Genomic DNA, 24832 nt, shown 5'->3' on the forward strand with positions numbered 1-24832 from the left:
TAAGCCTGCGCCCAATTCGACGGTAAATCAATCCCCGGATGAGTGCGCCCGATTCACGACACAAAAAGACCGCTGGTTTACCGCGGGTCGCCCAAAATGGCGCCGCGATTGGTATGCAAACCTGACCCTCGAAGCGCAAGCTTCCCCGGTGCCGCGTCAACAGCCCCCACCCAGTTTGCGGCGCCGGGATCCAAAACCCCACCCCAAGCGGTGGGGTTTTGCATTTTTTCGCCTATGCGCCGGAAACAAGGGCGCTGGTTTTGCTTGATTGTGTTGGTGTTTTGCGCGGGGCGGGCTGCTCCGCCTTGCAACGCTGGGCCGCCTTGCGAAATTCAGAGGCTTCAGCCCACCAGCGCGATGACGCCCGCGACCGTGAAGATCGACACGGCGGTCGAGACGAGGATCGCCGCCGACACGCGCATCGGTGCCACCCCGTAATGCTGGGCGAGGATGAAGACGTTGCCTGCAACGGGCAGGGCCGCCGTCGCGATCATGACCTTGGCCGAGAAGGCGTCGAGCGTGAATACGAAGATCGCCATGACGGCCACCGCCGCGGGGTGCAGGACCAGTTTGGCGAAGGACAGCCAGACCGCGACCGACAGCCGTTCGGCCGATTTCGAGGCGAGCGAGGCGCCGATGGCGAAGAGCGCGCCGGGGGTGGCCGCCGCGCCCAGAAGCGTCAGCATTTCGGTGACGGGGCCGGGGAGCGGAATGCCCGTGGCCGACCACGAAAAACCGGCGACGATGGACACGATCATCGGGTTCTTCACCAGCCCCATCGCCACGGTGCCCAGAACCTTGGGGCTGACACGTCCGTCACGCGTTCCCGTGATGAGGATCACGATGAGCGACGAGAATACGACGAGGTCCACGGCAAGGCACAGCATGACCGGCCCGATCGCCTCTTCCCCGAACAGAAGCGCCAGCATGGGCACGCCAAGGAAGCCGGTGTTGCCGATCACGGCGCATTGCGCCTCGACCGCGGCCTGTTCCACGCCGATGCGGCGAACGAGGGCGATGATGGTCGCGACGATGTAGATGGCCGAGGTGCCGATCAGGTAGGCCCAGATGAACGGCCAGCTCACCACGTCGCCCAGATTGAGCGTGGCCGAGAACCTGAGCAACATCGCCGACAGGGCGAAGTAGAACACGAACTTGGTCAGTGCCGCCGTCGCCGCTTCCGAGAAAAAGCCCGTGCGCCCCGCGAGATAGCCAAGCGCGATCACGGCGAAGAAGGGAAGAACCTGGATAAGGACAGCGACCATGACCTGCCCCTAGCATGACCTGCGGGCGGCCACCATCCTCAAGCGAAGGCGCCGTGACAGAACCATCCGGCGCTCTGCGCGGCACCGTGGGCGAAGTAGAGCCACAGCCGTTCGCCCCGCGTCGTCGTCACCACCCAGTAGTCGCGCTGCCCGGTGCGCCAGGCGGGATCGTCCAGCCACCATTCCGGGGCGAGCCGTTCCGGGCCAAAGGCGCTGGCCACCCCGTGATCGCGTCCGCGCCAGCGAAAGGTTTCGGGTAGATGGGGCAGATCGGGGATCATCACCGGCTCCGGCGGCCACATCCTGAGCGGCCGTTCGCGGGCCGGGGCCTGCCAGTTCGTCGCGGGCTGGGAAAAGGCGGCGGCAAGCACGGTGGCGCCCTTTTCGGGGATATGGCTTTCGGCCGGGTGCAGGCGCACCATCGCCTCCAGCCCCAGCCGCGTGCCGATCCGCCCCAGAAGGTCGTCGAGCGCCGCGCCCGGACCACGGTTCGACACGGTCGCGCCCGCCTCCAGATGCCCGCGATGCTGGGTGGCGTGCACCGGCTCGTGACTGGTCACAACCAGCCGCACCGCGTCGATGCCGAAGCCCGCGTCGACGTCGGACAGCTTCATGCCCAACAGCGGACGCATCCGGTGCGGGTCGGCGGTGGGGCGGGCCAGCCCGATCTCGACCGCCTGCATGGTGTGGTCGGTCCGCGAGAATTCGACCCTGACCCGCCGTGCGCCCCGGCCCGCGCGGGTCAGGCGGTCGCACAGTTCCGGCAGCAGGCGGTCGAAACAGGCGAGCAGATCCTCCTCCAGCCCGATGGGGTCGGGCAGGCCCATGCGCACGGCGAAGCGCACCGGCGGACGGGCGGGCGAGACGGGTTCGGGTTCGACGCCCAGCGCCTGATCCAGCCGGCGCACCATGTGCCGTCCGAACCGGCGGGCCAGACCTGCGCGCGGCGTGCCGAACAGGTCGTCGATCCGGCGCAGCCCCAGCCGCGTCAGCCCCTCGACCGTCTCCGTTTCAAGCCGGAGCGCGGCGACGGGCAGGGGGCCGATGGCCTGTCTGGTCTGTCCCACGGGCGCGATGCGCGGGGCGACCGACTGCGTGGCGGGCTTGGGGGCCGTGCCGCCGCGCGTCCAGTGTTTGCGCTTCACGGCACGGGATCGTGTCGCGCGCGCCTCCTGATCGATGGCGTCGCCGGAGCGGTGGCCGCTGCCCGCCACATTCGCGAACCGCGCCAGCGCCCATGCCGCGCCCAGCGTGTCGGCCAGCCCCAGCCGAACGGTCAGCCCCAGCGTGGTGCATTCCCGGTCGATCTCGGCGGCAAGCTCGTCTTCGCCGCCGAACAGATGCGCGCAGCCGGTGATGTCGAGGATCAGGCCGTCGGGGGCCTCTTCCGAGACCCACGGGCTGAAACGCCCCGCCCAGCGGCGGAGCGTGGTGAGGAACGCGGCCTCGGCCACCGGATTGGCGGGCCGCGAGGTGAGGCCCGGACACATCGCCCGCCCGTCGCGCAGAGGCTGGCCAAGGCTCAGGCCCGCCGCCTGCGCTTCCGCGTTCATCGAGGCGATCACCTGCGCCCCGCGCTGATCCTCGACCACGACGAAAGGCCCCGCGGGCAGGCCGCGATCGAGGCGCAGCAGGCGCTCGGCGGCGAGGCGGGGGAACCACAGCGACAGATGGCGTTTGGCAGGCATGGCGGGCGGCAGCGCGGCTAATGTTCACTTAATGTTCTCATAGGCGAACCGCAGGGCCGGAGTCGAGTCCCGGCAGTCCCCCGCCTCCTGACGGGGATGTGACTATGCAATCATGCCGCACCCGCTAAGGTGACCCGAAGACGCGCAAAACATATTGATCGCAAAGGGAAATCCAGATGAACGTCAAGACACTCCTTGCTTCCGCCGCTCTGGCCACGGCCGCTTTCGGCTTCGCGGCCCATGCCGAGTCGGACAACCCGACCATTCAGGCGCGGCAGCAGGCGATGAAAACCATCGGCCAGAATTTCAAAATCGTCGGCGACACGGCCAAGGGCACGATGGAATTCGACGCGGCCGCCATTCAGGCCGCTCTCACCACGATCTCCGAAACGGCGGCCACGGTGCCGACGTTGTTCGAAGAAGAAGTGGTGGACGCCGAAAGCGATGCGTCGGACGACATCTGGGCCAATTGGGACGATTTCGTGAGCAAGGCCGAGGCGCTTCAGGCCGCGGCGGCAGATGCGTCCGGCATGGTGTCGAGCGCGGATGATCTTGGTGCGGTGATGGGCTCGGTCGGCGGGGCCTGCGGCGCCTGCCACAAGCCCTACAAGCTGTAAGTCTGGCAGGGCGTCCAACGGGCGCCCCGCACAGCCCTTAAGGGCAATGGATCACCCGCACCAGATGCGGGTGATGACCTCGTTCTCGTCCAGATCGACGTTAAGGCGGTTTTCCAGATAATCCCGTGTCACCGCATCGCCGGGCCGGATGATCCGAAGGTCCGGCCATTCGATCCGCGTGTTGGCATAGGGCTGGCCGACGAACTCCTGAAATGCCGGAGCCGGGCAGACGCCCAATTGCCCGCTCGGATCATAGGTCACCGTCGCCCCCTGCTCGCACGCGCCGAGCGCGAGGGCCGCGATGGCGAGCGCACCCCACTTCATCCGCAATAGACCTTGGTGATGATGCCCGCCTCGTCGGTGTCGATATTCAGCCGGTCCGCGCGATAATCCATGGTCACCATCGAACCGGGCTCGAGGATACGGAGATCCTTGGACCGCACGAGTTCGGGGTGGTTCGAGATGTCGTCACCGACCAGCGATTGCATCTGGTCGGCCGCGCAAAGCTGCGGTTCGGGCATGGGCGTCGATGCGACGGGAGCCTCGGTCTGGCAGGCGGTGAGCGCCAGAAGCGCGGCGGGGATAAGGGCGAATTTCCACATGCGTCCTAGATATCCGTCCTTGGCGCAGGCGCAAGGCCATGCCATTGAACGGACGCGAATATTCGCCCAAGGTAGACGAAAGCGATTAGGGAGAGTTCTTATGAAAACGCGCGCCGCCGTTGCCACGCAGGCCGGTAAACCCCTTGAAATCATGGACGTGAACCTGGCCGGGCCGAAAGCCGGCGAAGTGCTCGTCGAGATCAAGGCCACCGGCATCTGCCACACCGACGAATTCACCCTGTCCGGTGCGGACCCCGAAGGGCTTTTCCCGGCCATTCTGGGGCATGAGGGCGCGGGGGTCGTTGTCGAGGTCGGCGAGGGCGTGACGACGGTGAAGCCGGGCGATCACGTCATTCCGCTCTACACGCCCGAGTGTCGCGAATGCTATTCCTGCACCTCCGGCAAGACGAACCTGTGCACCTCGATCCGTGCGACGCAGGGACAGGGCGTCATGCCGGACGGGACCAGCCGTTTCACGACGCTCGATGGCGACCCGATCCTGCACTACATGGGCTGCTCGACGTTTTCGAACCACACGGTGTTGCCCGAAATCGCGCTCGCCAAGGTGCGTAAGGACGCGCCGTTCGACAAGATCTGTTACATCGGCTGCGGTGTGACCACGGGCATCGGCGCCGTCATCAATACCGCCAAGGTGGAGATCGGCGCGACCGCCGTGGTGTTCGGGCTGGGCGGGATCGGCCTGAACGTCATTCAGGGCCTGCGCCTTGCCGGGGCCGACATGATCGTCGGCGTCGACATCAACCCGTCGAAAAAGGAAATGGCCGAGAAATTCGGCATGACCCATTTCGTGAACCCGAAGGAGCTGGACGAGGATATCGTCCCCTATCTGGTGAACCTGACCAAGCGGCGCGGCGACCTGATCGGTGGGGCGGATTACACATTCGATTGCACCGGGAATACCACCGTCATGCGTCAGGCACTGGAAAGTGCACATCGCGGCTGGGGTGAATCGATCATCATCGGCGTCGCGGCGGCGGGGGCCGAGATTTCGACCCGTCCGTTCCAGCTGGTCACGGGCCGCGTCTGGAAGGGCACTGCCTTCGGGGGCGCCAAGGGCCGCACCGACGTGCCGAAGATCGTAGACTGGTACATGGACGGCAAGATCGAGATTGATCCGATGATTACGCACACCATGCCGCTCGACGAGATCAACACCGGCTTCGACCTGATGCACAAGGGCGAGTCGATCCGGTCGGTGGTGCTTTACTGACCCACGCCAGACGGCGTCGGAAAAAACGGCCGGAACCGCAGGGCGGTCTCCGGCCGTTGTCTTTCGGTGAGCAGCCACTATCGGAGGACATATGACCCCCTTGGACGTCATCGAACTGACCATAGGCGCGGTGATCGTCGTCTATGTTTTCGTCGATTTCATTTTCACCACCATCGGAACGAACGTCTATTTCTTCGTCTCCCATCGGCTTGCCCGTGGCGTGTTCGCGCTGCATCGAACGCTGCCTGACCTGCGCTGGAAATATCACGTCGTCGGTCCACTTTGCATGAGCGTCGTCGCGATCTGGTGGATCGCCGGGCTGGCAGTGGGCTGGACCATGATCCTGCATGCGCTCGAGCCCGGTATTCTGCGCCAAGGGCCGGAAACGCCGGCCTCGCTGATCGGGGCGCTGTCCCATGCCGGGCACATGCTGTCCACGGTCGGCGGCGGGATCACCAAGGCCGGGTCCATGGCGTCCGCGCTTTTGGGTGTCATGGCGGCGGTGACGGGTATGGTGGTTCTGACCCTGTCGGTCAGTTTCATCCTGTCGACGACACAGACCGTGCTGGCCGGTCGGTCGCTTTTGATGCTGACCCATGCCATTCCGCCGGAGGACGTGGATTTCAAAAGCACGATCCTGCCCGATGTGGCGAGCCTCGTGTCCAACATCAATTCCGCCCCTTTCGCGCTGTTCTACAGCCATCCCGAGCCGGAAATGCGCCTGCCCGGCGCTCTCGCCTCCCTCTATCGCCAGACCGAAGGGGATACGCGCGCGGCGTTGGATCGGATCCTGAGCCGCATCGCGCTGGTCGAACGGCTGGACGGTCCCGGTGATCTGGACGACTGGGCCAAACAATACGACATCGCAAGCGGGTGACGGCAGCGACCAAGTAGGATACCGAAGGCGCAGCCATACTAAGGACAGCCCGACATGCCCGAAACCAAGCCTCTTCTCGCCGTCCTGATCGACGCCGACAATATCCCCGCCCGCTTCGCGGATGGCGTGTTGAAGGAGATCACGACCTATGGCGAGCCTGCGCTGCGCCGCGTCTATGGCGACTGGTCCTCGCAAAGGCTTGGCCCTTGGAAATCCAAGGTGCAGGAACTGGGGATGGTCGCGCATCAGGAAAGCGCGAATACCAAGGGCAAGAATGCCTCCGACATCGGTCTCGTGATCGACGCGATGGACCTTTTGCACACCGGGCGGTTCGACGGTTTCGTGCTCGTCTCGTCCGACAGCGACTTCACCGCATTGGCCAACCGCATCCGTGAACAGGGGCTGACCGTGATCGGGATCGGCGAAGGCAAGACGCCGGAAAGCCTGCGCAACGTCTGTTCGCGCTTCGTCATGATCGAAAACATCGTGGATGAAGAGGCCGAGAAACCCGCCGAGAAGAAAAAGGGTAAACGCGACCCGATGGACGCGCTGCCGCTGATCTTCGGTGCGATGGCCAAGATCGATCAGGATGGCGAGTGGTTCCAGCTTGGCGTCGTCGGCCAGACCATTCAGGCCGACAATCGCGACTTCGATACCCGCAGTTACGGTCGCGCGAAATTGTCGGACCTGATCCGCGACACCAAGCGGTTCGAGATGAAGCGTGAGGGAAACCACGTCTACGTCCGTCGTCTGGACTGAGGCCGCGACAAGCTGGACCCTTGAACTTGGCGGGCGCGTCGCTAGTTTGGAATCGTTCCAAACAGGTGTGCATATGGTTCCCGGATTCTCATTCTCCCGCCGTCGGTTCTCCGATCTGTCCGAGCAGGAAGTGCTCGCGCTCGCCATTTCCAACGAAGAGGATGACGCGCGCATCTACCGCCAGTATGCCGAACGTCTGCGCGAGGAATATCCCTCCTCCGCGAAGGTGTTCGATGAAATGGCGGCGGAAGAGGACAACCACCGCAAATGGCTGATCGACGAGCATGAGCGCCGTTTCGGCACGGTGATCCCCTTGGTCCGGCGTGAGCATGTGGCGGGTTATTTCCAGCGCCAGCCGGTGTGGATGATCGAAAACCTCGGGCTCGAGCGGATGCGAGCGCAGGCGCGCGAGATGGAGCGGCAGGCGGAACAATTCTACCGCAAGGCCGCCGACCGCTCATCAGATGCCGCCACGCGCAAGCTTCTGGGTGACCTCGCGGCTGCCGAGGCCGGGCACAATGACGTGGCCGGGCAGCTCGAACGCAAATACCTGTCGGGCGAGGCGCGGGAGCAGGAGGACGAAGCGGCGCATCGCCAGTTCGTCCTCACATGGGTGCAGCCGGGGCTGGCGGGCCTCATGGATGGCTCGGTGTCGACGCTGGCCCCGATCTTCGCCACCGCGTTCGCGACGAAAGACCCGCAGACCACGCTTTTGGTCGGTCTGGCGGCGGCGGTCGGCGCGGGCATCTCGATGGGCTTCACCGAGGCCGCGTCGGACGATGGCGAACTGTCGGGCCGCGGCTCTCCGGTCAAGCGCGGGGTGGCATCGGGGCTGATGACCACGCTCGGCGGTCTGGGCCACGCGCTCCCCTACCTGATCTCGGATTTCTGGACCGCCACGATCATCGCGATCATCGTGGTGTTCGTCGAGCTTTGGGCGATCGTGTGGATTCAGAACAAATACATGGCGACGCCCTTTTTTCGCGCTACGTTCCAAGTGGTGCTGGGGGGTGCGCTGGTGTTCGCGGCAGGGGTGCTCATCGGGGGCGGTTGACGCCCCAGAGGCCTCAGACCGAGTTGACCAGTTTTCCTTCGGCGAAGAACGACAGGATGTTGTCCACCGCCAGCATTCCCATCGCCGTGCGCACCTCAAGCGTCGCGGTGCCGAGATGGGGCAGGAGCGTCACGTTCTCCATCGCTCTCAGCGCCTCGGGCACCTCAGGCTCGTTCTCGTAGACGTCGAGCCCGGCCCCGCCGATGTCGCCCGCCTGAAGCGCGGCGATGAGCTCGGCCTCATCGACCACGTCCCCGCGCGAGATATTCACGAAGATCGCATGGTCCGGCATGGACGAGAACACCTCGCGCCCGATCAGGTGATGCGTCTCGGCCCCGCCCGGAACGGCGACGACAAGGAAATCGGCAAGCGCCGCCACATCCTCCAGCCGTTCACGCTGGCGCGCCGGAAATCCGACTTTCTTGGGCGAGCGGTTGTAGAAGATCACGTCCATGCCGAAACCGTGGTGGCAGCGTTTCGCTATCGCCTGACCGATCCGGCCCATGCCGATAACGCCCAGCGTCTTGCCGGTGACGTGCTGGCCGAGCATCTGCATCGGACCCCAGCCCTCCCACTGACCGGCCCGCACGATCCGCTCGCCTTCGCCGGCGCGCCGCGCGGTCATCAGGATCAGCGTCATCGCGATATCCGCCGTCGCATCCGTCACCGCGCCGGGGGTGTTGGACACCGCCACCCCATGCGCCTTGGCCGCCGCCACGTCGATATGGTTGTAACCGACCCCGAAATTGGCGAGCAGCTTGCAGCGGATGTCGCCCGCCGCCTCGAACACCTCGCGCGAGAACGCGTCGCCCAGCGTCGGCAGAACCGCATCGAAACCCGTGAGCGCCGCCAGCATCTCATCCCGGTCGAGCGGTTCGGTCGACTCCCGCAGGGTCACGTCGTGGGCGGCGCCCAGTTTGTTCAGCACGGCGTCGGGCAGGGGGCGGGTGACGAGGATCTCCATCAGAAAAGCCGCCCGCCGTTGGGCACGGATTTGTCCGGGGTGATGAGCACCACTTCGCCATCCGCATCCGGCACGCCGAGGACGAGGATTTCCGACATGAATTTGCCGATCTGGCGCGGCGGGAAATTCACCACCGCCATGACGCCCATGCCGATCACGCTGGTCTCGGTGTAGTGTTTGGTGATCTGGGCCGAGGATTTCTTGACCCCGATCTCTTTCCCGAAATCGACCCAAAGCTTGATCGCGGGCTTGCGCGCCTCGGGAAACGGCTCGGCCTTGACCACCGTGCCTTTGCGCACGTCGACCTTCAGGAAATCGTCAAAACTGATCTCGCTCATGCGCCCAGTTCCTTGTCGCGCTTGATCGCGGCCTCGACCGCGCGTTCCAGAAGCGGCGGGAACCCATCGGTCTCGTTCATGAGCACTTCGAGGGCGGCTTGCGTCACACCGTTGGGCGAGGTCACGTTGACGCGCAACTGGCCCGGGTCTTCGTCGGCGTTCTCGGCCAGATGCCCGGCGCCTGCCACGGTTGCCCTCGCCAGTTGCAGCGCCAGCTCTGGCGCCAGCCCATTCGCTTCGCCCGCCGCCGCCATCGCTTCGATCAGGTGGAAGGTATAGGCAGGCCCGCAGCCGGAAATCGCGGTCACCGCACTCATCTGGTCTTCACTCTCCAGCCGCACGACCTGACCCACGGCGGACAAGAGCGCCTCGGCCAGATCGGCGTGATCGGCACCCGCCGCGCCGTTCCCGATGATCGCGGTCACGCCACGGCCCACGGCGGCAGGCGTGTTGGGCATCGCGCGCACGATGGGGGTCCGATCGCCCAGCATATCCTCATAGGTGGCGATGGTGATCCCGGCGGCGACCGAAACGAACAGGGTGGACCCGTTTCCCATCGCCTTCAGCGTCGGCAGCGCATCGGCCATCATCTGCGGTTTGACCGCGACCAGAACGACCGCGGGCGCAGGCGGCAGATCGGCGTTCAGGTTCAGACCCTCCAGCCCCTGCAACCATTCCGACGGTTTCGGGTCGTTCACCCAGACCGACGTGGCGGGAAGCCCGCCATCCAGCCAGCCCTTGAGCATCGCCGAGCCCATCTTGCCGCAACCCAGAAGGACCATGCCCTTCTCGCGGATGTCGTTCATGTCCATCGCTTGTCTCCTTCGTCGGCGCGGAGACTAGGCGGGCGGCACCCGGTGCGCAATGCGGATACGAAAACAGGGGGCCGAAGCCCCCCGTCGCCGTTCATTGGAGATGAATTTCGTCAGGCGCGGCCGTAAGCCTCGGCCATCGCGATCTGCATGGCGGCTTCCACGCTCTTGTCGCCCCAGTTGACCAGTTGGAAGGCCGGGTAGAAGCGTTCGCAATTCTGGACCGCCGAGGAAATCAGGCGTCCGATCTGCTCGGGCCCGGCCATCTGGCCGCCCGCGAGCACCAGGCCGTAGCGGAACACCATCAGGCGTTGTTCGTGCCAGTAGGTGAAGGCCCCGTCCCACACCATGTCGTTGGTCGCGTTGAGCGCCTCGTAGAGCATGGCGAGTTTTTCTTCGGGCGGCTCCATCTCGAACGTCGTGATGAGCCGGAGCGTTTCGTCGTAGGGGCTCCAGGCGAGCGTGATCGAGTAGGTGCGCCACTGACCTTCGACCGCCATCGCGATCTGGTCGTCGGCCACACGGTCGAAGTCCCAGGCGTGGCTTTCCGCGAGAGTTTCGACGATGTCGATTGGATGCAGGTCTTCCGCTTCGAGATAGTGCTCGGTCGCCGCCATGGCTTGCCCCTTCTGCTCGCTTCAGCCTTTGCGGATGCAGAAACGCAATGGCTGGTTGCCTGTACAGGGTGTGGCGTCTAGTGCGCCCCATCCCTACTAGATATCGTGTGATATTCGTTGACTCCTGTAAAGGAGAAAGTCGAAAATCCGCTTTTTCCTAACGAATCGAGTCGCTTGAGGACTCGCGACTTGCACAAATCACGCAATTTTTTCGAGATTTCCGGGCGTTAACCATCGTCAGGTGCGCGATTTGCAGCCGAACGGCGCGGGCCGTTCCGGCAGGTTGGTGCCGGGTCAGGCGGCGCAGCCCGCGATGCGCTCAGGCGGCTCTGCCCCGGATCATGTCGGCGGCCTTTTCGGCGATCATGACGGTGGGCGAGGCGGTGTTGCCCGAGGTGATCGTCGGCATGACGCCCGCATCGACGACCCGCAAACCGTCGATCCCGTGGACCTTGAGGTCCGGTCCGACGACGGCCATGGGGTCGGTTCCCATCTTCGTGGTGCCGACCGGATGAAAAATGGTCGAAGCGATGTCGCCCACGCTGCGCAAGAGGTCCGCATCCGTGGCGATGGCGGGGCCGGGAAGGAATTCTTCGGGCGCGTATTTCGCCATGGCAGGCATTTTCATCAGTTCGCGCGCCTGCTGCACGGATTTGACGGCCACCAGTTTGTCCTTCTCGGCGGAGAGGTAATTCAGCCGGATGTTCGGCTGTTCACCCGGATCGGTCGAGCGCAGATGCGACGTGCCGCGGCTTTCGGGCCGGAGGTTGCAGACCGAGACGGTGATGCCGGGGAACGGGTGCAACGGATCGCCCAGCTTGTCGGTCGTCAGCGGTTGCACGTGATATTCGAGGTCCGGTGTCGCGACGCTGTCGTCCGACCGGGTGAAAATGCCCAACTGCGAGGGCGCCATGGCAAGCGGACCGGAGCGTTTCAGCGCATATTCCATGCCCATCCGGGCCTTGCCGATCAGCGAGTTGGTCAACTGGTTCAGCGTCTTGGCGCCGGTGACCTTGTAGGCGGTGCGGATCTGAAGGTGGTCCTGAAGGTTCTTGCCGACACCGGGAAGCGCATGGGCGACATCGATCCCGAAGTCGCCGATCACGTCGGGGTCGCCGATGCCTGACAACTCCATGAGCTTGGGAGAGTTGAGCGACCCGGCGGCCAGCAGCACCTCGCCCGCCGTCCGCGCCTCCTGCGGTGCGCCGTTGACGGTCCACCGCACGCCGACCGCGCGCTTGCCATCGAGGATCAGGCTTTCCGCCAACGCCCCTGTCACCACGCGCAGATTCGAGCGCCCCTGAGCCGGGCGCAGAAAAGCCTTGGCCGCCGACCAGCGCACGCCGCCCTTCTGGTTCACGTCGAAGAAACCGACACCTTCGTTCAGCCCATCGTTGAAGTCCGGCGAGAACGGGATGCCGAACTGGATCGCCGCTTCCTGCACCGCTTCGAGAATATCCCATTTCAGGCGTTGTTTCTGGACCTTCCATTCGCCGCCGGACCCGTGAAGGTCCGACGCGCCGCCGTAGTGATCCTCGCTCCTGCGGAAATAGGGGAGGACATCATCCCAGCCCCAGCCCGTGTTGCCCAGTTGCCGCCAATGGTCATAGTCCGCCGACTGCCCACGCATATAGATCATGCCGTTGATCGAGGTGCAGCCGCCGACGACCTTGCCGCGGGGATAGGCGAGCGACCGTCCGTTCAGACCCGGTTCCGGTCCGGTGGTCATCATCCAGTCGGTCTTGGGGTTCCCCATCGTATAGAGATACCCGACCGGCACATGGATCCACGGGTAGGTGTCCTTGCCCCCGGCTTCGAGCAGGAGAACGCGGGTGCCCGGATCCTCGCTCAGTCGGTTCGCAAGCACGCATCCGGCGGTTCCAGCGCCGACGATGATGTAGTCCCAGTTGCCGCCGATATCCGCCATGACCCGCTCCCAAGTTTTCAACCGCTTCCATAGTCCCCGTAGCCAAGTTGACGCAAGGTTCGAGGGACGATTTGTTTCGCGTGCGACGAATTGCGCAAAGTGACGGGATCGCTTATTTCATCAGTCATGAGGGCGGGCTATCGGCGCAAGATTCTTGTTGTGCTGGTCATGACGGTGGTTGCCGTCGTGACCGGACCCTTTGGCACATTCTTCGATCTCACCATTCTCGAACGGGCCTATTACTGGCCCGTCGCGCTGGTGTTCATCACGGTGCCGATGATCGCGCTGACCGAGTTGACGCTTTATCGCTTGCCCGGAAACCTGCACCCGATCCTGCGCATCGCCATCGGTGCCTTCATCGCCGGGCCGATCGGGGCGACCGCGCTTTTGGTGCTCGATACGATGGTGCGGCATGCCGAGTTCACGCCCTACAACCTTGGCTTCCGGTGGGTGTTCGTCACCCTGATCGGCTTCGGGGTCGGGGTGTTCGAGGGCTATCTGCGCCCGATGTACCATGCCGCCCCCGAGCCTCAGCCCGACGCCGACAAGACCACGTCGAAACCGGCCGAACCGGAGCCGCCCCTGTTCGTGCGCAATCTCGAACCCGAGCTTGGGACCGAGCTGATCTCGATCACGACGCAGGACCACTATCTCGATGTCGTCACGTCGAACGGTGCGGGCCGCATTCTCAAACGTATGTCCGACGCGCTCGCAGAGTTGAACGGCTATCCGGGAATGCAGATTCATCGGTCGCACTGGGTCGCGCTTCACGCGGTCGAGCGGGTCGAAAAGGACGGGCGCAAATGTCAGGTGGTTCTGAAAAACGGAACCACGCTGCCGGTCAGTCGCCCGAACGTGCCTGTCCTGACGGAAGCATTGGAAAAACGCTAGGGTTCTCGACACGGGCCGGGCGGATGCCTAGGTCTGTCGGGAAAGGATCCGCCATGACCGCCTATTCCATCCTCGATCTCGCGCCCGTTCCCGAAGGGTCGACGCCTGCAGACGCCCTCGCCAATTCCGTCGATCTTGCCCAGCACGCCGAACAATGGGGCTACACCCGGTACTGGTTCGCAGAACATCACAATTCGACCGGGATCGCGTCCGCCGCGACCTCGATCATGATCGGTCATGTTGCGGGCAAGACGAACACGATCCGCGTGGGGGCGGGTGGCATCATGCTGCCGAACCACGCGCCGCTCATGGTGGCCGAACAGTTCGGAACGCTTGCGACGCTATATCCCGACCGGATCGACCTTGGTCTGGGCCGCGCGCCGGGCACGGATATGGCGACCGCGCGCGCCCTGCGGCGGATCATGCAGCAGGCGGATACCTTTCCCGAGGATGTGGTCGAACTCATGGGGTACTTCGAACCGCTGACGGAAGGTCAGCGGATCAAGGCGATTCCGGGCGCGGGCACGCGCGTGCCGGTCTACATGCTCGGCTCATCGCTCTTCGGGGCGCAACTGGCCGCGCATCTGGGCCTTCCCTACGCCTTCGCCTCGCATTTCGCGCCGGACGCGCTGGACGATGCGCTTCATGTCTATCGCTCCAACTTCCAGCCCGGTCAGATCGAGAAGCCCTATTTCATGCTGGCGGCCAATGTCTTCGCCGCCGACACCGACGACGAAGGCAAACGGTTGCGCACGTCGATGCAGCAGGCGTTCCTGAACCTGCGCACCGGCAAGCCGGGGCCTTTGCCGCGGCCCGTCGACGACGCCTCGCTCATCGCGACGCCGGATCAACTGGCGATGGTGAACCATGCGCTGCGCGTCACGGCCGTTGGCGGGCCGGACCGGGTGGCCTCGCAACTGAATGCGCTGATCGAGCGCTACCAGCCCGACGAAATGATCCTCACGGGCATGATCCATGACCACGAGGCGCGCAAGACATCGTTCCGCATCGCGGCGGAGGTTCTGTCGGACCACGCGGGCGCCGCTCAGGCGGGTGTCGGCGCAGGTTGAGACAATCGCGCGCAGAAGGCTTTCAGCGCGGTCACCGGCGCACTGTCCGGTTCGGCGATTGAAACGTCGGTGCCGATGAGCGTGACCGCCGCCTCGACCTCGCCCTGCCAGTTGAGCACCGGGGCCGAGATCGCCGCGAGGCCGGGGATGAGATCGCCGGAAACCCAGGCATAGCCGTCATCGCGCACCTGCGCCGCGATGCTGCGGGCGTCCAGTGACGGCTGCGCGTCGCGTTCCTCGGCGAGTTTTGCCGCGATGACGTTCGGTTGCGCCCACGTCAGGAAGGTGCGGCCCGTGGCCGACCCCAGAAGGGGCATGGTCGTTCCCAGTCCAAGCGTGGTGACGATGAACCCGGCGGCACGCTCCCAGCGGATGATCGTCGGCCCGAAATTGCCCCAGATCGACAGCATCGCGGTCAGGTTCGTCTCGGCGCACAGGTCGGGCAGGGCATCGGCGGTGCGGTTGACGAAATCGAGCCGCGCCATGGCCGACAGCCCAAGCGCGATGGCACCGGGGCCGAGGTCGTATTTCCCGGACTTGCCCGCCTGCGCCGCCAGTCCCGCGTTCACGAAACTGGCGAGGTAGCGGTGCACCTTCGACGCGGGCATGTCGACCCGTCGGGCAAGGTCGGAAAGCGAGAGGGGGGCGTTGGCCTGTGCCATCGCCTCGAGAACCCGCAACGCGCTGTCGAGCGACTGTATCCCGGCACTGTCAGCCATGATCCACCCCCTCGATCAAAGCGCGCAATTGGTCGGTCGGTGCCGCCGTCAGTCGCCCCTCACGTTCGGCGAAAATGCCGCGTGTTTCGTAGCCTTCGACCAGAACACGGTCGTCGATCCGCCCCGTATAAGGCACCGTCAGGCTGCGGTTGGCCCAGTCGATCGGGCCGAGGTCCAGCGTGAACAGGTCGCCGTCCAGTCCGGGCGACCGAAAGTCCGCGTCAGCGTGCATGAGGCCGATACCGCGCGCGCCGAGTTGTCTGCAAAGCGCGGCGTGGCCGCCGTGGCGCTCCAGCAGAAATGTGTGAAAGCACCTGTCGAACCAGCGAAAGAAATTGGGATAGAACACGATCCCCGCCGCGTCGCAGTGGCCGAAGCTGATCTGGACGTCGATCTGGAAAAGCGGTGTTTCGGTCATCTATTTTTCCGTTCTGTAAAACTTGTTGCATAATGCGGAATCGTTTCATACGATCCCGGGCAACGCAAGCTAGACCGAGGGAGGGCGGAATGGCTACGCTCAACACCATCGAAATCGTGGGCGGCGGCCCGGGCGGGCTGTATTCCGCGATCCTGTTGCGCCGCGCGTTCCCCAACGCCCGCGTCCGCGTGACCGAGGCCAGCCCGCGTGGCGTCACCTGGGGCTTCGGTGTCGTCTTTTCGGATCAGGCGCTCGATTTTCTCAAGGCTGACGACCCCGAAACCCATGATCTGATCGCGCCGCAGATGGAACGCTGGCGCAACATGACGCTCAACCACCCGGACGGGGCGGTGACGCTGGACGGTGTCGGCTTTTCGGCCATCGGCAGGCTGGAACTCCTGACGATCCTTCAGGACCGCGCCGAAGCGGTCGGGGCCGAGTTGGTGTTCGACACCCTCATCGACGACATCGACGCGCTCGACGCCGACCTCGTGATCGGCGCGGACGGCCTGAATTCGGTCGTGCGGCAAGCCACGCCCGAGGCGTTCGGGGCGACCGTCGAGAACATGACCAACCGCTTTGCGTGGTTCGGCACGGACCGGCCTTTCGACACGCTGACCCAAACGTTCGTGCGCCACCCGAAAGGGGCGATGAACGCGCATCATTATCGTTACGCGCCGGATATGAGCACCTTCATCGTCGAGATCGAAGAAGGCGGGTTCTTCGCGCACGGCTTCGACAAGATGGACGAGGATCAAACCGCCGCCTATTGCGAAGAGGTCTTTGCCGACGTGCTGGAAGGCGCGAAGCTTATCAAGAACAAGTCTGTCTGGCGACAATTCCCCAAACTCTGGTGCAAAAGCTGGGTGTCGGGCAACCGCGCCCTGATCGGGGATGCCGTTCACACCGCGCATTTCTCGATCGGGTCGGGCACGCGCCTTGCGCTCGAAGACGCCATCGCGCTAGTCGAGGCGATGAAGCGTTCGGCCACCGTCGAAGAAGGCCTCGCCGCCTATCAGGGCAGCCGTCAGCCCATCGCGAAAAAAATCGTGACCGCCGCCAACACCTCTTGCGCGTGGTATGAGACCTTCGGGGACCGGATCGAGCAAAAGCCGCTCGACTTCGCGATGAGCTACATGACCCGCTCGGGCCGCATCCCGCGCGACCGCCTTCGTAAGATCGCGCCGGAGTTCATGGCGGCCTATGAGGCGCTGCGCCCCGAGATCACGGACCCTGTCACCGACGACACCCCCGGCGCGCGTGAAATCGGGTTCGACAAGTCGAAGCATCCGAACTGCTCTTCCGTCCTGTGGGACAACCTCGACCGCAACCCGGACAAGGTCGCGCTGACCGGACCTGCGGGCGATGTGACGTATGCCGGCCTGATCGCCGATGCCGCCCGTTGGGGCAATGCGTTCAAGGCCGCGGGTCTGATCCAAGGCGACCGCATCGCGTTTTTCCTCGACGATACGCCAACGTATCCTGCGGCCTTTTTCGGCGCGGTGCGGGCCGGGTTCGTGCCCGTGCTGCTCAACACCATGACGCCGCCCGATGTTCTGGCCTACTACCTCGAAGACAGCGCAGCTCCCTTGGCCCTGACCGAACCCGGTCTGGTCGAGGTCTTCGCCAAGGCGGGCACCCGCGTGCCGCTGATCGTGAATGGCGAGGCGCCCGCCGGCACCCGCGCGGCTGCCGATTTCATCGCAGGTCAGCCCGACACGCTCGACCTTGCCCCCACCGGGCCGGACGACATGGCGTTCTGGATGTATTCCTCGGGCACCACGGGCCGACCCAAGGGCATCGTCCACCTGCATCACGACATGGCCTACAGCCAGCAGAGTTTCGCGGCGCATGTGCTGAAGCTAAGGGAAGACGACATCTGCTTCTCGGTGCCGAAAATCTATTTCGCCTATGGCTTCGGCAACGCCTTCACCTTCCCGTTCTCCATCGGCGCGACCACGCTTCTGATGCCGGGCCGCCCGACGCCCGACGCCGTGCTGGACATGATCGAGACCTACAGGCCCACGGTGTTCTATGGCCTGCCGACGCTTTACACCGCGATCTGCAACGCGCCGGGCATCGCGGAACGGGATCTGTCGTCGCTGCGGCAATGCATGTCGGCGGCGGAAACCCTGTCCGAGGACGTGTTCAACCGCTGGAAGGCGCTCACGGGCCTCCCCGCGATCGAGGGTCTCGGATCGACCGAGCTTCTGCACGTCTACCTGTCGAACACCGCCGAGGAACAGCGCCTTGGCGCGGCGGGCAAGGCGGTGCCGGGGTATGAGATCGAACTGCGCGACGCGGACGGAAACCGCGTCGGGTCCGGGGTCGACGGTGTCATGTATGCGCGGGGCGGATCGTCCGCGCCGTGCTATTGGAACCGTCCCGACAAAACCGCCGACACGATGCGCGGCGACTGGATCTACACCGGCGACCGTTTCATCGAAGAGGATGGGTTCTACTATTTTCAGGGCCGCGCCGACGACCTCATCAAAGTGTCCGGCCAGTGGGTCTGGCCGCTGGAAGTGGAGCGTTGCCTGAACGAACACCCGGATGTCCACGAATGTGCCGTGCTGGCACATGAACTACCCGACCGGCGGATGACGTTGCGCGCCGTCGTCGCCTTGCGGCAAGGGCACGTGCCGCGTGAAGGGCAGACCGAAGCCTTGCAGAATTTCGTCAAATCGAGACTCGCCCCCTTCAAGTATCCGCGTTTCGTCAGCTACATTGAAGATCTGCCCAAGACCGGCACGGGGAAACTCGACCGTCAGGCCGTGAAGGCGATGCCGGTAGACGGAGCGGAACGCCTTGCATAGGGTGCAAGTGTGAAAAGCAACGGTCCGACAAGCCCGACGAACGGGCGGACCACCAGGGAGGAACCATGAAACGCATTATCTCGGCGGCACTGGCCGCCACAATGTTCACGAGCGTCGCGCAGGCGGAATCGGTCAAGATCGGCTTCGTCACCACGCTCACCACCCCCGCCGCCGTGATCGGCAACCAGATGGAAAACGCGGTGAACCTCGCCGTCGAGCATCTGGGCGGCAAAGCGGGCGATCTGGATATCGAAGTGATCTTCGGCGACGACGGCTTCGCACCGGAAACCGGCAAACAGGCGACCGACAAGCTGGTAAAGCAGGACGACGTCGATTTCGTCGCGGGCTACATCTGGTCCCACGTCCTGCTCGCCTCGCGCAAATCCGTGCTCGACGCAGGCAAGTTCCTGATTTCCGCCAACGCGGGCCCCAGCCAGATGGCCGGCAAGCTCTGCGATCCCAACTTCTTCTCGACCTCGTGGCAGAACGACCAGACCCCCGAGGCGATGGGCGACGTTCTGAACGATGCCGGGGTGAAATCGCTTTATATCATGGCCCCGAACTATGCCGCGGGCAAAGACATGGTGGCCGGGGTCGAGCGCACGTTCGAAGGCGAAATCGTCGGGCGCGACCTGACGAAATGGGGCGCGGATGCGCAGCTCGACTTCTCGGCCGAACTCGCCAAGGCGCGGGCGTCGGGTGCCGATGGTATCTTCGTGTTCTACCCCGGTGCGGCGGCCGGTGCCTTCATCAAGCAGTATGACCAGGCCGGCCTTGCCGAAGAGCTTCCGCTCTACTCGGTCTTCACCGTCGACGCGATCTCGCTTCCGCGCCTGCAAGAGGCCGGGTTCACCGCTGTTCTGGGGTCGCAGACCACGCAGGAATGGGATCCGACGCTCGACAACGAAGCGAACGCCCGCTTCGTCGCGGATTACAAGGCGCAGTTCGGCGGATACCCGTCCTACTACGCGGCGCAGGCCTATGACTCGATCATGCTGATCGCGTCGGCGGTGGCCAAGGTCGGCAACACCGAGGACACCGACGCCCTGCGCGCGGCCCTCAAGGAATCCGATTTCGACAGCGTCCGGGGCGAATTCACCTACGGCAACAACAACATCCCGATCCAGAACTTCTACCTGCGCGAAGTGGTCGAGGATGCCGATGGCGTCTGGACCACGAAGGTCGTGAAAACCGTCTATGAGAACGCTCAGGACAACTTCGCGGCCGAGTGCCCGATGGAGTGATCCTCAATCCGGCGCGGGCGGCCCGACTGCCCGCGCCAACTCCGGGAGCCCCCCCCCTTGGATTTTGCACTACTCGTCATCCAGACCCTCAACGGTCTGCAACTCGGGCTTTTGCTGTTCCTCGTCGCCTCCGGGCTGACGCTGGTGTTCGGCATTCTCGATTTCGTCAATCTCGCCCATGCGTCGCTTTACTTGATCGGGGCGTTCATCTGCGCCACGCTGACCTTCGCGCTGGGCAATTTCCTGATCGCCGTCGTCGTGGCCCTGCCGCTGACCGGGCTGATCGGATGGGCTGTCGAACGCTTCGTCGCGCGGCCTTTGTATGAGCGTGACCACCTCGACCATGTGCTCGCCACCTTCGGTCTGATCCTCGTGTTCGAAACCCTCGCTCACCTGATCTGGGGGCCCGAGGGGATCGCCGTGCCGCTCCCCGAATTCCTTCAGGGCCAGATCGTGCTGTCGGAAACGCTCATCATCCCGTCCTACCGCTTCCTCATCATCGGGGCCGGGCTCGCCGCCGCCGGGGGACTGTTCTGGATGGTCAACTTCACGCGCCTCGGCATGTTGATCCGCGCGGGTGCCTCGAACCGCACGATGGTCTCGGCGCTGGGCATCAACATCGAAATGCTCTTCGGCCTCGTCTTCGCCATCGGCGCGACGCTCGCGGGGCTGGCCGGGATGCTCGTCGCCCCGATCACCGAAGCCAACATCGGCATGGGCAACTCGATCATCATCACCGCCTTCGTCGTCATCATCGTGGGCGGCATCGGGTCGATGAAAGGGGCCTTCGTCGCGGCGCTTCTGATCGGGCTGATCGACACGCTGGGCCGCTCGTTCCTCGACGATATCTTCAAGATCTTCATGTCGCCCTCCGCCGCCGAAAACTCGGCCCCCGCGATTTCGGCGATGCTCATCTACATCATCATGGCCGTGGTTCTGGCGCTGAAACCGCAGGGCCTGTTCCCGCCGAAGGTGCGCTGAGATGAGCCGTCGCAACATCATCACCCTCGTCGTCATGGCGCTGCTCGCGGTGCTGCCGCCGGTTTTCTACCTGACCGGCAACGCCTTTTACCTCGACCTCGCCACGCGCCTGACGATCCTCGCCATCGCGGCGGTCAGCCTGAACCTGATCCTGGGCTATGGCGGACTCATCAGCTTCGGTCACGCGGCCTACCTCGGGATCGGCGCCTATGCGGTCGGTATCCCGGCGCATCACTGGCTTTACGGCGGTCTCGAAAGCCTCGGCCTCGCCACCACCTCGGGCTATGTGCAGATCCCGCTGGCGATCGGTGTCGCGGCGCTCTTCGCCCTCGTCACCGGCGCGATCTGCCTGCGCACCAAGGGCGTCTACTTCATCATGATCACGATGGCCTTCGCGCAGATGATGTACTACGCCATCGTCTCGATCGAGGAATACGGCGGCGACGACGGGCTTGTGATCGACTCCCGGTCCGAGCTGCCCTTCATCGACCTCGACGACCCGCTGCAACTCTTCGGCCTCGCCTATGTCTCGCTCGTCGTCGCGATGCTGATCGTGCGGATGATCGTGAACTCGCGCTTCGGCATGGTCCTGCGCGGGGCCAAGGGCAACAACGAGCGCGTCGTGATGCTGGGCTTCAACACCTACCTGTTCCGCCTGACCGCCTATGTCATCGCGGGGGCCATGGCGGGCTATGCCGGCGCACTTCTGGGCAACTTCACCACCTTCATTTCGCCCGAGATGATGGACTGGGGCCGCTCCGGTGAGCTCATGTTCATGGTGATCCTCGGCGGCACCGCAACCCTCGTCGGCCCGGTGATCGGCGCCACGCTCTTCATCGTGCTCGAAGAGGTGCTCTCGTCGCTCACGGTCTACTGGCATCTGCCCTTCGGCCTGCTGCTGCTCGCCGTCGTGCTCTTCGGCAAGGGCGGGATCATGGGGATGCTGCGCGCGGACAAGGAGGACAGCGAATGACCATGCTGGAAACCAGATCGCTGATGAAATCCTTCGGCGGCATCCGCGCCACCGACGACCTGACCCTGTCGGTCGAGCCGGGCGAACTCCATGCCATCATCGGCCCCAACGGCGCGGGTAAAACCACCCTCATCACCCAGCTTTGCGGCTCGCAGAAACCCGACAGCGGCACGATCCTCTACAAGGGGCAGGACATCACGCGCGTCCCCGCCCACAAACGCGCCCGGCTGGGGATCACGCGCAGCTTCCAGATCACCTCGCTCATCCTCGACATGACGGTAATCGACAACATCGCGCTGGCAGTGCAGGCGCGTCAGGGGTCGTCGTTCCGACTGGTGCGCAATGCGCGTACGATTTCCGCGATCCGCGACCGCGCGATGGAGCTATTGACCCGCGTGGGCCTGTCCGACAAGGCAAATATGGTGACAAGCGCGCTCAGCCACGGCGAACACCGCCATATGGAGATCGCCATCGCGCTGGCCGCCGAGGCCGAACTCATGCTGCTCGACGAACCCATGGCGGGGCTGGGCGCCGAGGAAACCCGTGCGATGATCGACCTTCTGAACGGCATCAAAGGCCAGCACACCATCGTTCTCATCGAACACGACATGGACGCGGTCTTCGCGCTGGCCGACCGTATTTCCGTGCTGGTCTACGGCCACATCATCGCGACCGGCTCGCCCGCCGAAATTCGCGCGAACAAAGACGTCGAAGCCGCCTATCTGGGCGAAGAAAGCGGGGCCGCCTGATGCTGGACGTATCCGACCTCACCACCCATTACGGCACCTCGCAGGCGCTGTTCGGCATGAATTTCTCATTGGGCACCGGCGAGGTGGCCACGCTTCTGGGCCGCAACGGCATGGGCAAGACGACAACGATCAACTCGATCATGGGGATCGTGAAGGCCTCCGGCGGGTCCATCGTCTTCGATGGCGAGGAACTGGTGGGCCGCCCCTCGTTCCGCACCGCCAACCTTGGGCTGGGGCTCGTCCCCGAAGGCCGCCAGATCTTCCCCAACCTGTCCGCGCGCGAAAACCTCGTCGCCACCGCGTCCAATCACCTGAACCAGCCCGACCCCTGGACCATCGACCGCGTCTTCGCGCTCTTTCCCGAGCTTGAAAGCCGGGCCTCCTCGATGGGCAACCTGCTCTCGGGCGGCGAACAGCAGATGCTCGCCATCGGTCGCGCGCTCATGACCAACCCCAAGCTTCTGATCCTCGACGAGGCGACCGAGGGGCTCGCCCCCCTCATCCGCCAGAAAATCTGGTCCGCGCTGGCCGACATCCGCGCCACGGGCCTTTCGATCCTCGTCGTCGACAAGAACCTTCACGACCTCATGCGCCTTGCCGACCGCCATTTCATCGTCCAACGCGGCGAAGTCGTCTGGTCCGGCACCAGCGCCGAGTTGCAGGCCGACCAGACCGCCCGCGAAACCTGGCTCGGCCTCTGATCTTTCCGGTCTGAAAATATCCCGGGGGGTGCGGGGGGCTGGCCCCCCGCCGGCGCGACCGCAGAGCGGGCGCAACCTCAGGGGTCTTCGATCCACTCCGCCGCCCATTGCCCGGACAGATAGGCACCGTGCGTGGTCGCATGATAGTCGAACGTCGTGTGCTCGCCCGCGAACACCAACCGGGCTGACGCCGGGGTCTCGAACGCCTTCCACAGGCCCCGCGACGCACCTGCGACGGGAAACGAGTAAGCCCCCCGAAACAACGGATCGGTCGACCAAGCGGTCTTCAACACGGCCGTCGGCGCACCGGCACCGTCGAATGCGGCGTCGAGCACCTCCAGCGCATCCTGCGTCGCCTCTGACGTGCTCATCCGGTCCGCCACGGGGGCGTAAGCGCCGAAAGACAGGCCCAAAAGTATGTTCTGGTCCGAGAAGGTCCGGTAGTTCAGCCAGTAATTCCAGCGCCCGCGCGGCTCGGTCACGATGCCGAAATACTGCGTGTCCACGTCCCAGAACGCCTGATCGAATTTCAGCGCGATCTTGGTCACGGTGCCTATGCCGATGCCCCGGATGGCGTCGGCATAGGCGGCCCGCAAGGGTGGGTCGAAGGTGACATCGCCCGCTTTCAGCACGCCCAAGGGCAGGGCGCAGACCACGTTGTCGCCGGTCACCTCGCCCCACGGGCCCGAGACCCGCGCGACCGACCCGTGCGCGATGCCCGTCACCCGATGCCCCGTGCGGATGTCCAGCCCCAGCGCCAAAGGTGCGAGCAGGCGGTCGTAGCCGTCCGGCAGGATCACGTCCGTGCCGGGAAACGCCTCGTCCTCGAAAGCGAGCGCCGCCGACACATCTTCCAACGGCGCGCCGAGATCGAACTCCACATAAGCCGATAGCATCCAGCGCGCTTCGGGGGTGCGCAGGATGTCGGGGTCGATGTCGTCGATCAACGCGGCGAGGCTGCGGGGATCGTCCTCACCCCCAAGCTCGTCATACAACGCGTCCTCGAAATCTTCGTAGAGCGTGTCCAAAGCCTTGGCCACGTCCTCGCCCATCTCGGTTCCGTTCGCATAGAGAACCTCAAGACTGTCGTCAGCGGTCACGAAGGTCTGTGCGCCCAGCTCATCCGCAAGTCCTGCCACCGGGTTGCCGCGCCCCGGTCCGTGAATCCAGCCCGCGCCCCACTCGAACGGAGCGCCAAGGCTGTGATCGGTCCGGATACGCCCGCCGATCCGGTCGCCAGCCTCCAGCACCACGATCTCCGCACCTGCGTCCTGCAATCGCCGCGCGGCGGAAAGTCCCGCGATCCCGGCGCCGACGACGATCACCTTCCGGCCGCCAAGTCTCTGCGCCTGAACGCGTCCCGCGTGTGTCGCCGCCAGCGCCGCCAGCGCGAACCTGATGCTGTCGCGGCGTGAAAGACGTGTCATGACGTGGTCCCCGATCCGTTCCCCCAACGCTATGTAAGCGACCGCTCGCCGTCCAGCGCGATGTCCGGGCTTGGGAATTCGCGAGCGGCGGC

The 24832-nt window shown here is 64.6% G+C and carries 25 protein-coding genes; 13 read left to right on the plus strand and 12 right to left on the minus strand.

Features of this window, described 5'->3' with window-relative positions:
- Positions 1 to 341: 341 nt before the first annotated feature.
- Together RB2654_RS16035 and RB2654_RS16040 are read right to left on the minus strand one after the other, a co-directional pair.
- Positions 342 to 1265 carry an AEC family transporter gene (locus tag RB2654_RS16035; protein ID WP_008333764.1) on the minus strand — a complete coding sequence of 308 codons (924 nt, stop codon included), beginning with the start codon at positions 1263 to 1265 and terminating at the stop codon, positions 342 to 344.
- Positions 1266 to 1303: 38 nt separating this feature from the next.
- Positions 1304 to 2953, minus strand: a complete 1650-nt coding sequence (locus RB2654_RS16040) for a Y-family DNA polymerase (RefSeq protein ID WP_008333765.1) — start codon at positions 2951 to 2953, stop codon at positions 1304 to 1306.
- A 176-nt stretch (positions 2954 to 3129) separates the two neighbouring features.
- On the opposite strand from RB2654_RS16040, the gene RB2654_RS16045 reads away from it, so the two are divergent.
- Positions 3130 to 3570 carry a c-type cytochrome gene (locus RB2654_RS16045; RefSeq protein ID WP_008333766.1) on the plus strand — a complete coding sequence of 147 codons (441 nt, stop codon included), beginning with the start codon at positions 3130 to 3132 and terminating at the stop codon, positions 3568 to 3570.
- A gap of 51 nt (positions 3571 to 3621) precedes the next feature.
- On the opposite strand, the gene RB2654_RS16050 is transcribed toward RB2654_RS16045, so the two are convergent.
- On the minus strand, positions 3622 to 3894 hold the full coding sequence (locus tag RB2654_RS16050; protein WP_008333767.1) for an I78 family peptidase inhibitor: 273 nt from the start codon (positions 3892 to 3894) through the stop codon (positions 3622 to 3624).
- The gene (locus RB2654_RS16055; RefSeq protein WP_008333768.1) at positions 3891 to 4172 is read right to left on the minus strand and encodes an I78 family peptidase inhibitor; all 282 of its coding nucleotides are present in this window, start codon (positions 4170 to 4172) and stop codon (positions 3891 to 3893) included. The genes RB2654_RS16050 and RB2654_RS16055 overlap by 4 nt, the downstream gene beginning before the upstream one ends.
- A 100-nt stretch (positions 4173 to 4272) precedes the next feature.
- Between RB2654_RS16055 and RB2654_RS16060 the strand changes: the two genes are divergently transcribed.
- The 4 genes from RB2654_RS16060 (at position 4273) to mbfA (ending at position 8093) form a co-directional block, all read left to right on the plus strand.
- Positions 4273 to 5403, plus strand: coding sequence for an S-(hydroxymethyl)glutathione dehydrogenase/class III alcohol dehydrogenase (locus tag RB2654_RS16060; protein ID WP_008333770.1), 1131 nt, complete (start codon positions 4273 to 4275; stop codon positions 5401 to 5403).
- Between the two features lie 91 nt (positions 5404 to 5494).
- Positions 5495 to 6280, plus strand: a complete 786-nt coding sequence (locus RB2654_RS16065) for a hypothetical protein (RefSeq protein ID WP_008333772.1) — start codon at positions 5495 to 5497, stop codon at positions 6278 to 6280.
- A 54-nt stretch (positions 6281 to 6334) separates the two neighbouring features.
- Positions 6335 to 7039 carry an NYN domain-containing protein gene (locus RB2654_RS16070; protein WP_008333773.1) on the plus strand — a complete coding sequence of 235 codons (705 nt, stop codon included), beginning with the start codon at positions 6335 to 6337 and terminating at the stop codon, positions 7037 to 7039.
- A 73-nt stretch (positions 7040 to 7112) separates the two neighbouring features.
- Positions 7113 to 8093, plus strand: a complete 981-nt coding sequence (mbfA, locus tag RB2654_RS16075; RefSeq protein ID WP_008333776.1) for an iron exporter MbfA — start codon at positions 7113 to 7115, stop codon at positions 8091 to 8093.
- A gap of 13 nt (positions 8094 to 8106) precedes the next feature.
- Here mbfA and RB2654_RS16080 read toward each other — a convergent pair whose 3' ends face one another.
- From RB2654_RS16080 to RB2654_RS16100, 5 genes are all read right to left on the minus strand, one after another.
- Positions 8107 to 9057, minus strand: coding sequence for a 2-hydroxyacid dehydrogenase (locus tag RB2654_RS16080; RefSeq protein ID WP_008333778.1), 951 nt, complete (start codon positions 9055 to 9057; stop codon positions 8107 to 8109).
- A complete protein-coding gene (locus RB2654_RS16085; protein WP_008333779.1) occupies positions 9057 to 9395 on the minus strand; it encodes a tRNA-binding protein in 339 nt (112 codons plus the stop codon). The genes RB2654_RS16080 and RB2654_RS16085 overlap by 1 nt, the downstream gene beginning before the upstream one ends.
- Positions 9392 to 10207, minus strand: a complete 816-nt coding sequence (gene proC / locus RB2654_RS16090) for a pyrroline-5-carboxylate reductase (protein ID WP_008333780.1) — start codon at positions 10205 to 10207, stop codon at positions 9392 to 9394. The genes RB2654_RS16085 and proC overlap by 4 nt, the downstream gene beginning before the upstream one ends.
- A 113-nt stretch (positions 10208 to 10320) precedes the next feature.
- Positions 10321 to 10824: a type III secretion system chaperone family protein gene (locus tag RB2654_RS16095; protein ID WP_008333781.1), complete on the minus strand. Its 504-nt coding sequence runs from the start codon at positions 10822 to 10824 to the stop codon at positions 10321 to 10323.
- Positions 10825 to 11143: 319 nt separating this feature from the next.
- The gene (locus tag RB2654_RS16100) at positions 11144 to 12751 is read right to left on the minus strand and encodes a GMC family oxidoreductase (RefSeq protein WP_008333782.1); all 1608 of its coding nucleotides are present in this window, start codon (positions 12749 to 12751) and stop codon (positions 11144 to 11146) included.
- 126 nt (positions 12752 to 12877) lie between these two features.
- On the opposite strand from RB2654_RS16100, the gene RB2654_RS22525 reads away from it, so the two are divergent.
- Both RB2654_RS22525 and RB2654_RS16110 read left to right on the plus strand, forming a co-directional pair.
- Positions 12878 to 13642: a LytTR family DNA-binding domain-containing protein gene (locus RB2654_RS22525; protein ID WP_008333783.1), complete on the plus strand. Its 765-nt coding sequence runs from the start codon at positions 12878 to 12880 to the stop codon at positions 13640 to 13642.
- Between the two features lie 53 nt (positions 13643 to 13695).
- Positions 13696 to 14712: an LLM class flavin-dependent oxidoreductase gene (locus tag RB2654_RS16110; protein WP_008333784.1), complete on the plus strand. Its 1017-nt coding sequence runs from the start codon at positions 13696 to 13698 to the stop codon at positions 14710 to 14712.
- On the opposite strand, the gene RB2654_RS16115 is transcribed toward RB2654_RS16110, so the two are convergent.
- Complete coding sequence (locus tag RB2654_RS16115) at positions 14688 to 15431, minus strand: IclR family transcriptional regulator (RefSeq protein ID WP_008333785.1); 744 nt, start codon at positions 15429 to 15431, stop codon at positions 14688 to 14690. The two genes, RB2654_RS16110 and RB2654_RS16115, sit on opposite strands and share 25 nt — an antisense overlap.
- Entirely contained in the window at positions 15424 to 15849 is a 426-nt protein-coding gene (locus RB2654_RS16120; RefSeq protein WP_008333786.1) for an acyl-CoA thioesterase, read from the minus strand. Before RB2654_RS16120 ends, RB2654_RS16115 begins: the two co-directional genes overlap by 8 nt.
- Positions 15850 to 15938: 89 nt before the next feature.
- Between RB2654_RS16120 and RB2654_RS24040 the strand changes: the two genes are divergently transcribed.
- The 6 genes from RB2654_RS24040 (at position 15939) to RB2654_RS16150 (ending at position 23313) form a co-directional block, all read left to right on the plus strand.
- Entirely contained in the window at positions 15939 to 18665 is a 2727-nt protein-coding gene (locus RB2654_RS24040) for a benzoate-CoA ligase family protein (RefSeq protein ID WP_008333787.1), read from the plus strand.
- 65 nt (positions 18666 to 18730) lie between these two features.
- A complete protein-coding gene (locus tag RB2654_RS16130) occupies positions 18731 to 19909 on the plus strand; it encodes an ABC transporter substrate-binding protein (protein WP_040885112.1) in 1179 nt (392 codons plus the stop codon).
- Between the two features lie 57 nt (positions 19910 to 19966).
- A complete protein-coding gene (locus tag RB2654_RS16135; protein ID WP_040885114.1) occupies positions 19967 to 20890 on the plus strand; it encodes a branched-chain amino acid ABC transporter permease in 924 nt (307 codons plus the stop codon).
- A 1-nt stretch (position 20891) separates the two neighbouring features.
- The gene (locus tag RB2654_RS16140; protein ID WP_008333793.1) at positions 20892 to 21863 is read left to right on the plus strand and encodes a branched-chain amino acid ABC transporter permease; all 972 of its coding nucleotides are present in this window, start codon (positions 20892 to 20894) and stop codon (positions 21861 to 21863) included.
- Entirely contained in the window at positions 21860 to 22612 is a 753-nt protein-coding gene (locus tag RB2654_RS16145; RefSeq protein ID WP_008333795.1) for an ABC transporter ATP-binding protein, read from the plus strand. The genes RB2654_RS16140 and RB2654_RS16145 overlap by 4 nt, the downstream gene beginning before the upstream one ends.
- Complete coding sequence (locus tag RB2654_RS16150; protein WP_008333797.1) at positions 22612 to 23313, plus strand: ABC transporter ATP-binding protein; 702 nt, start codon at positions 22612 to 22614, stop codon at positions 23311 to 23313. Before RB2654_RS16145 ends, RB2654_RS16150 begins: the two co-directional genes overlap by 1 nt.
- Positions 23314 to 23390: 77 nt before the next feature.
- Here the strand turns inward: RB2654_RS16150 and RB2654_RS16155 are convergent, their stop codons facing one another.
- Positions 23391 to 24740: a flavin monoamine oxidase family protein gene (locus tag RB2654_RS16155; RefSeq protein ID WP_040885115.1), complete on the minus strand. Its 1350-nt coding sequence runs from the start codon at positions 24738 to 24740 to the stop codon at positions 23391 to 23393.
- Positions 24741 to 24832 lie beyond the last annotated feature (92 nt).

The organism is Maritimibacter alkaliphilus HTCC2654, assembly GCF_000152805.1.
Lineage (GTDB): Bacteria > Pseudomonadota > Alphaproteobacteria > Rhodobacterales > Rhodobacteraceae > Maritimibacter > Maritimibacter alkaliphilus.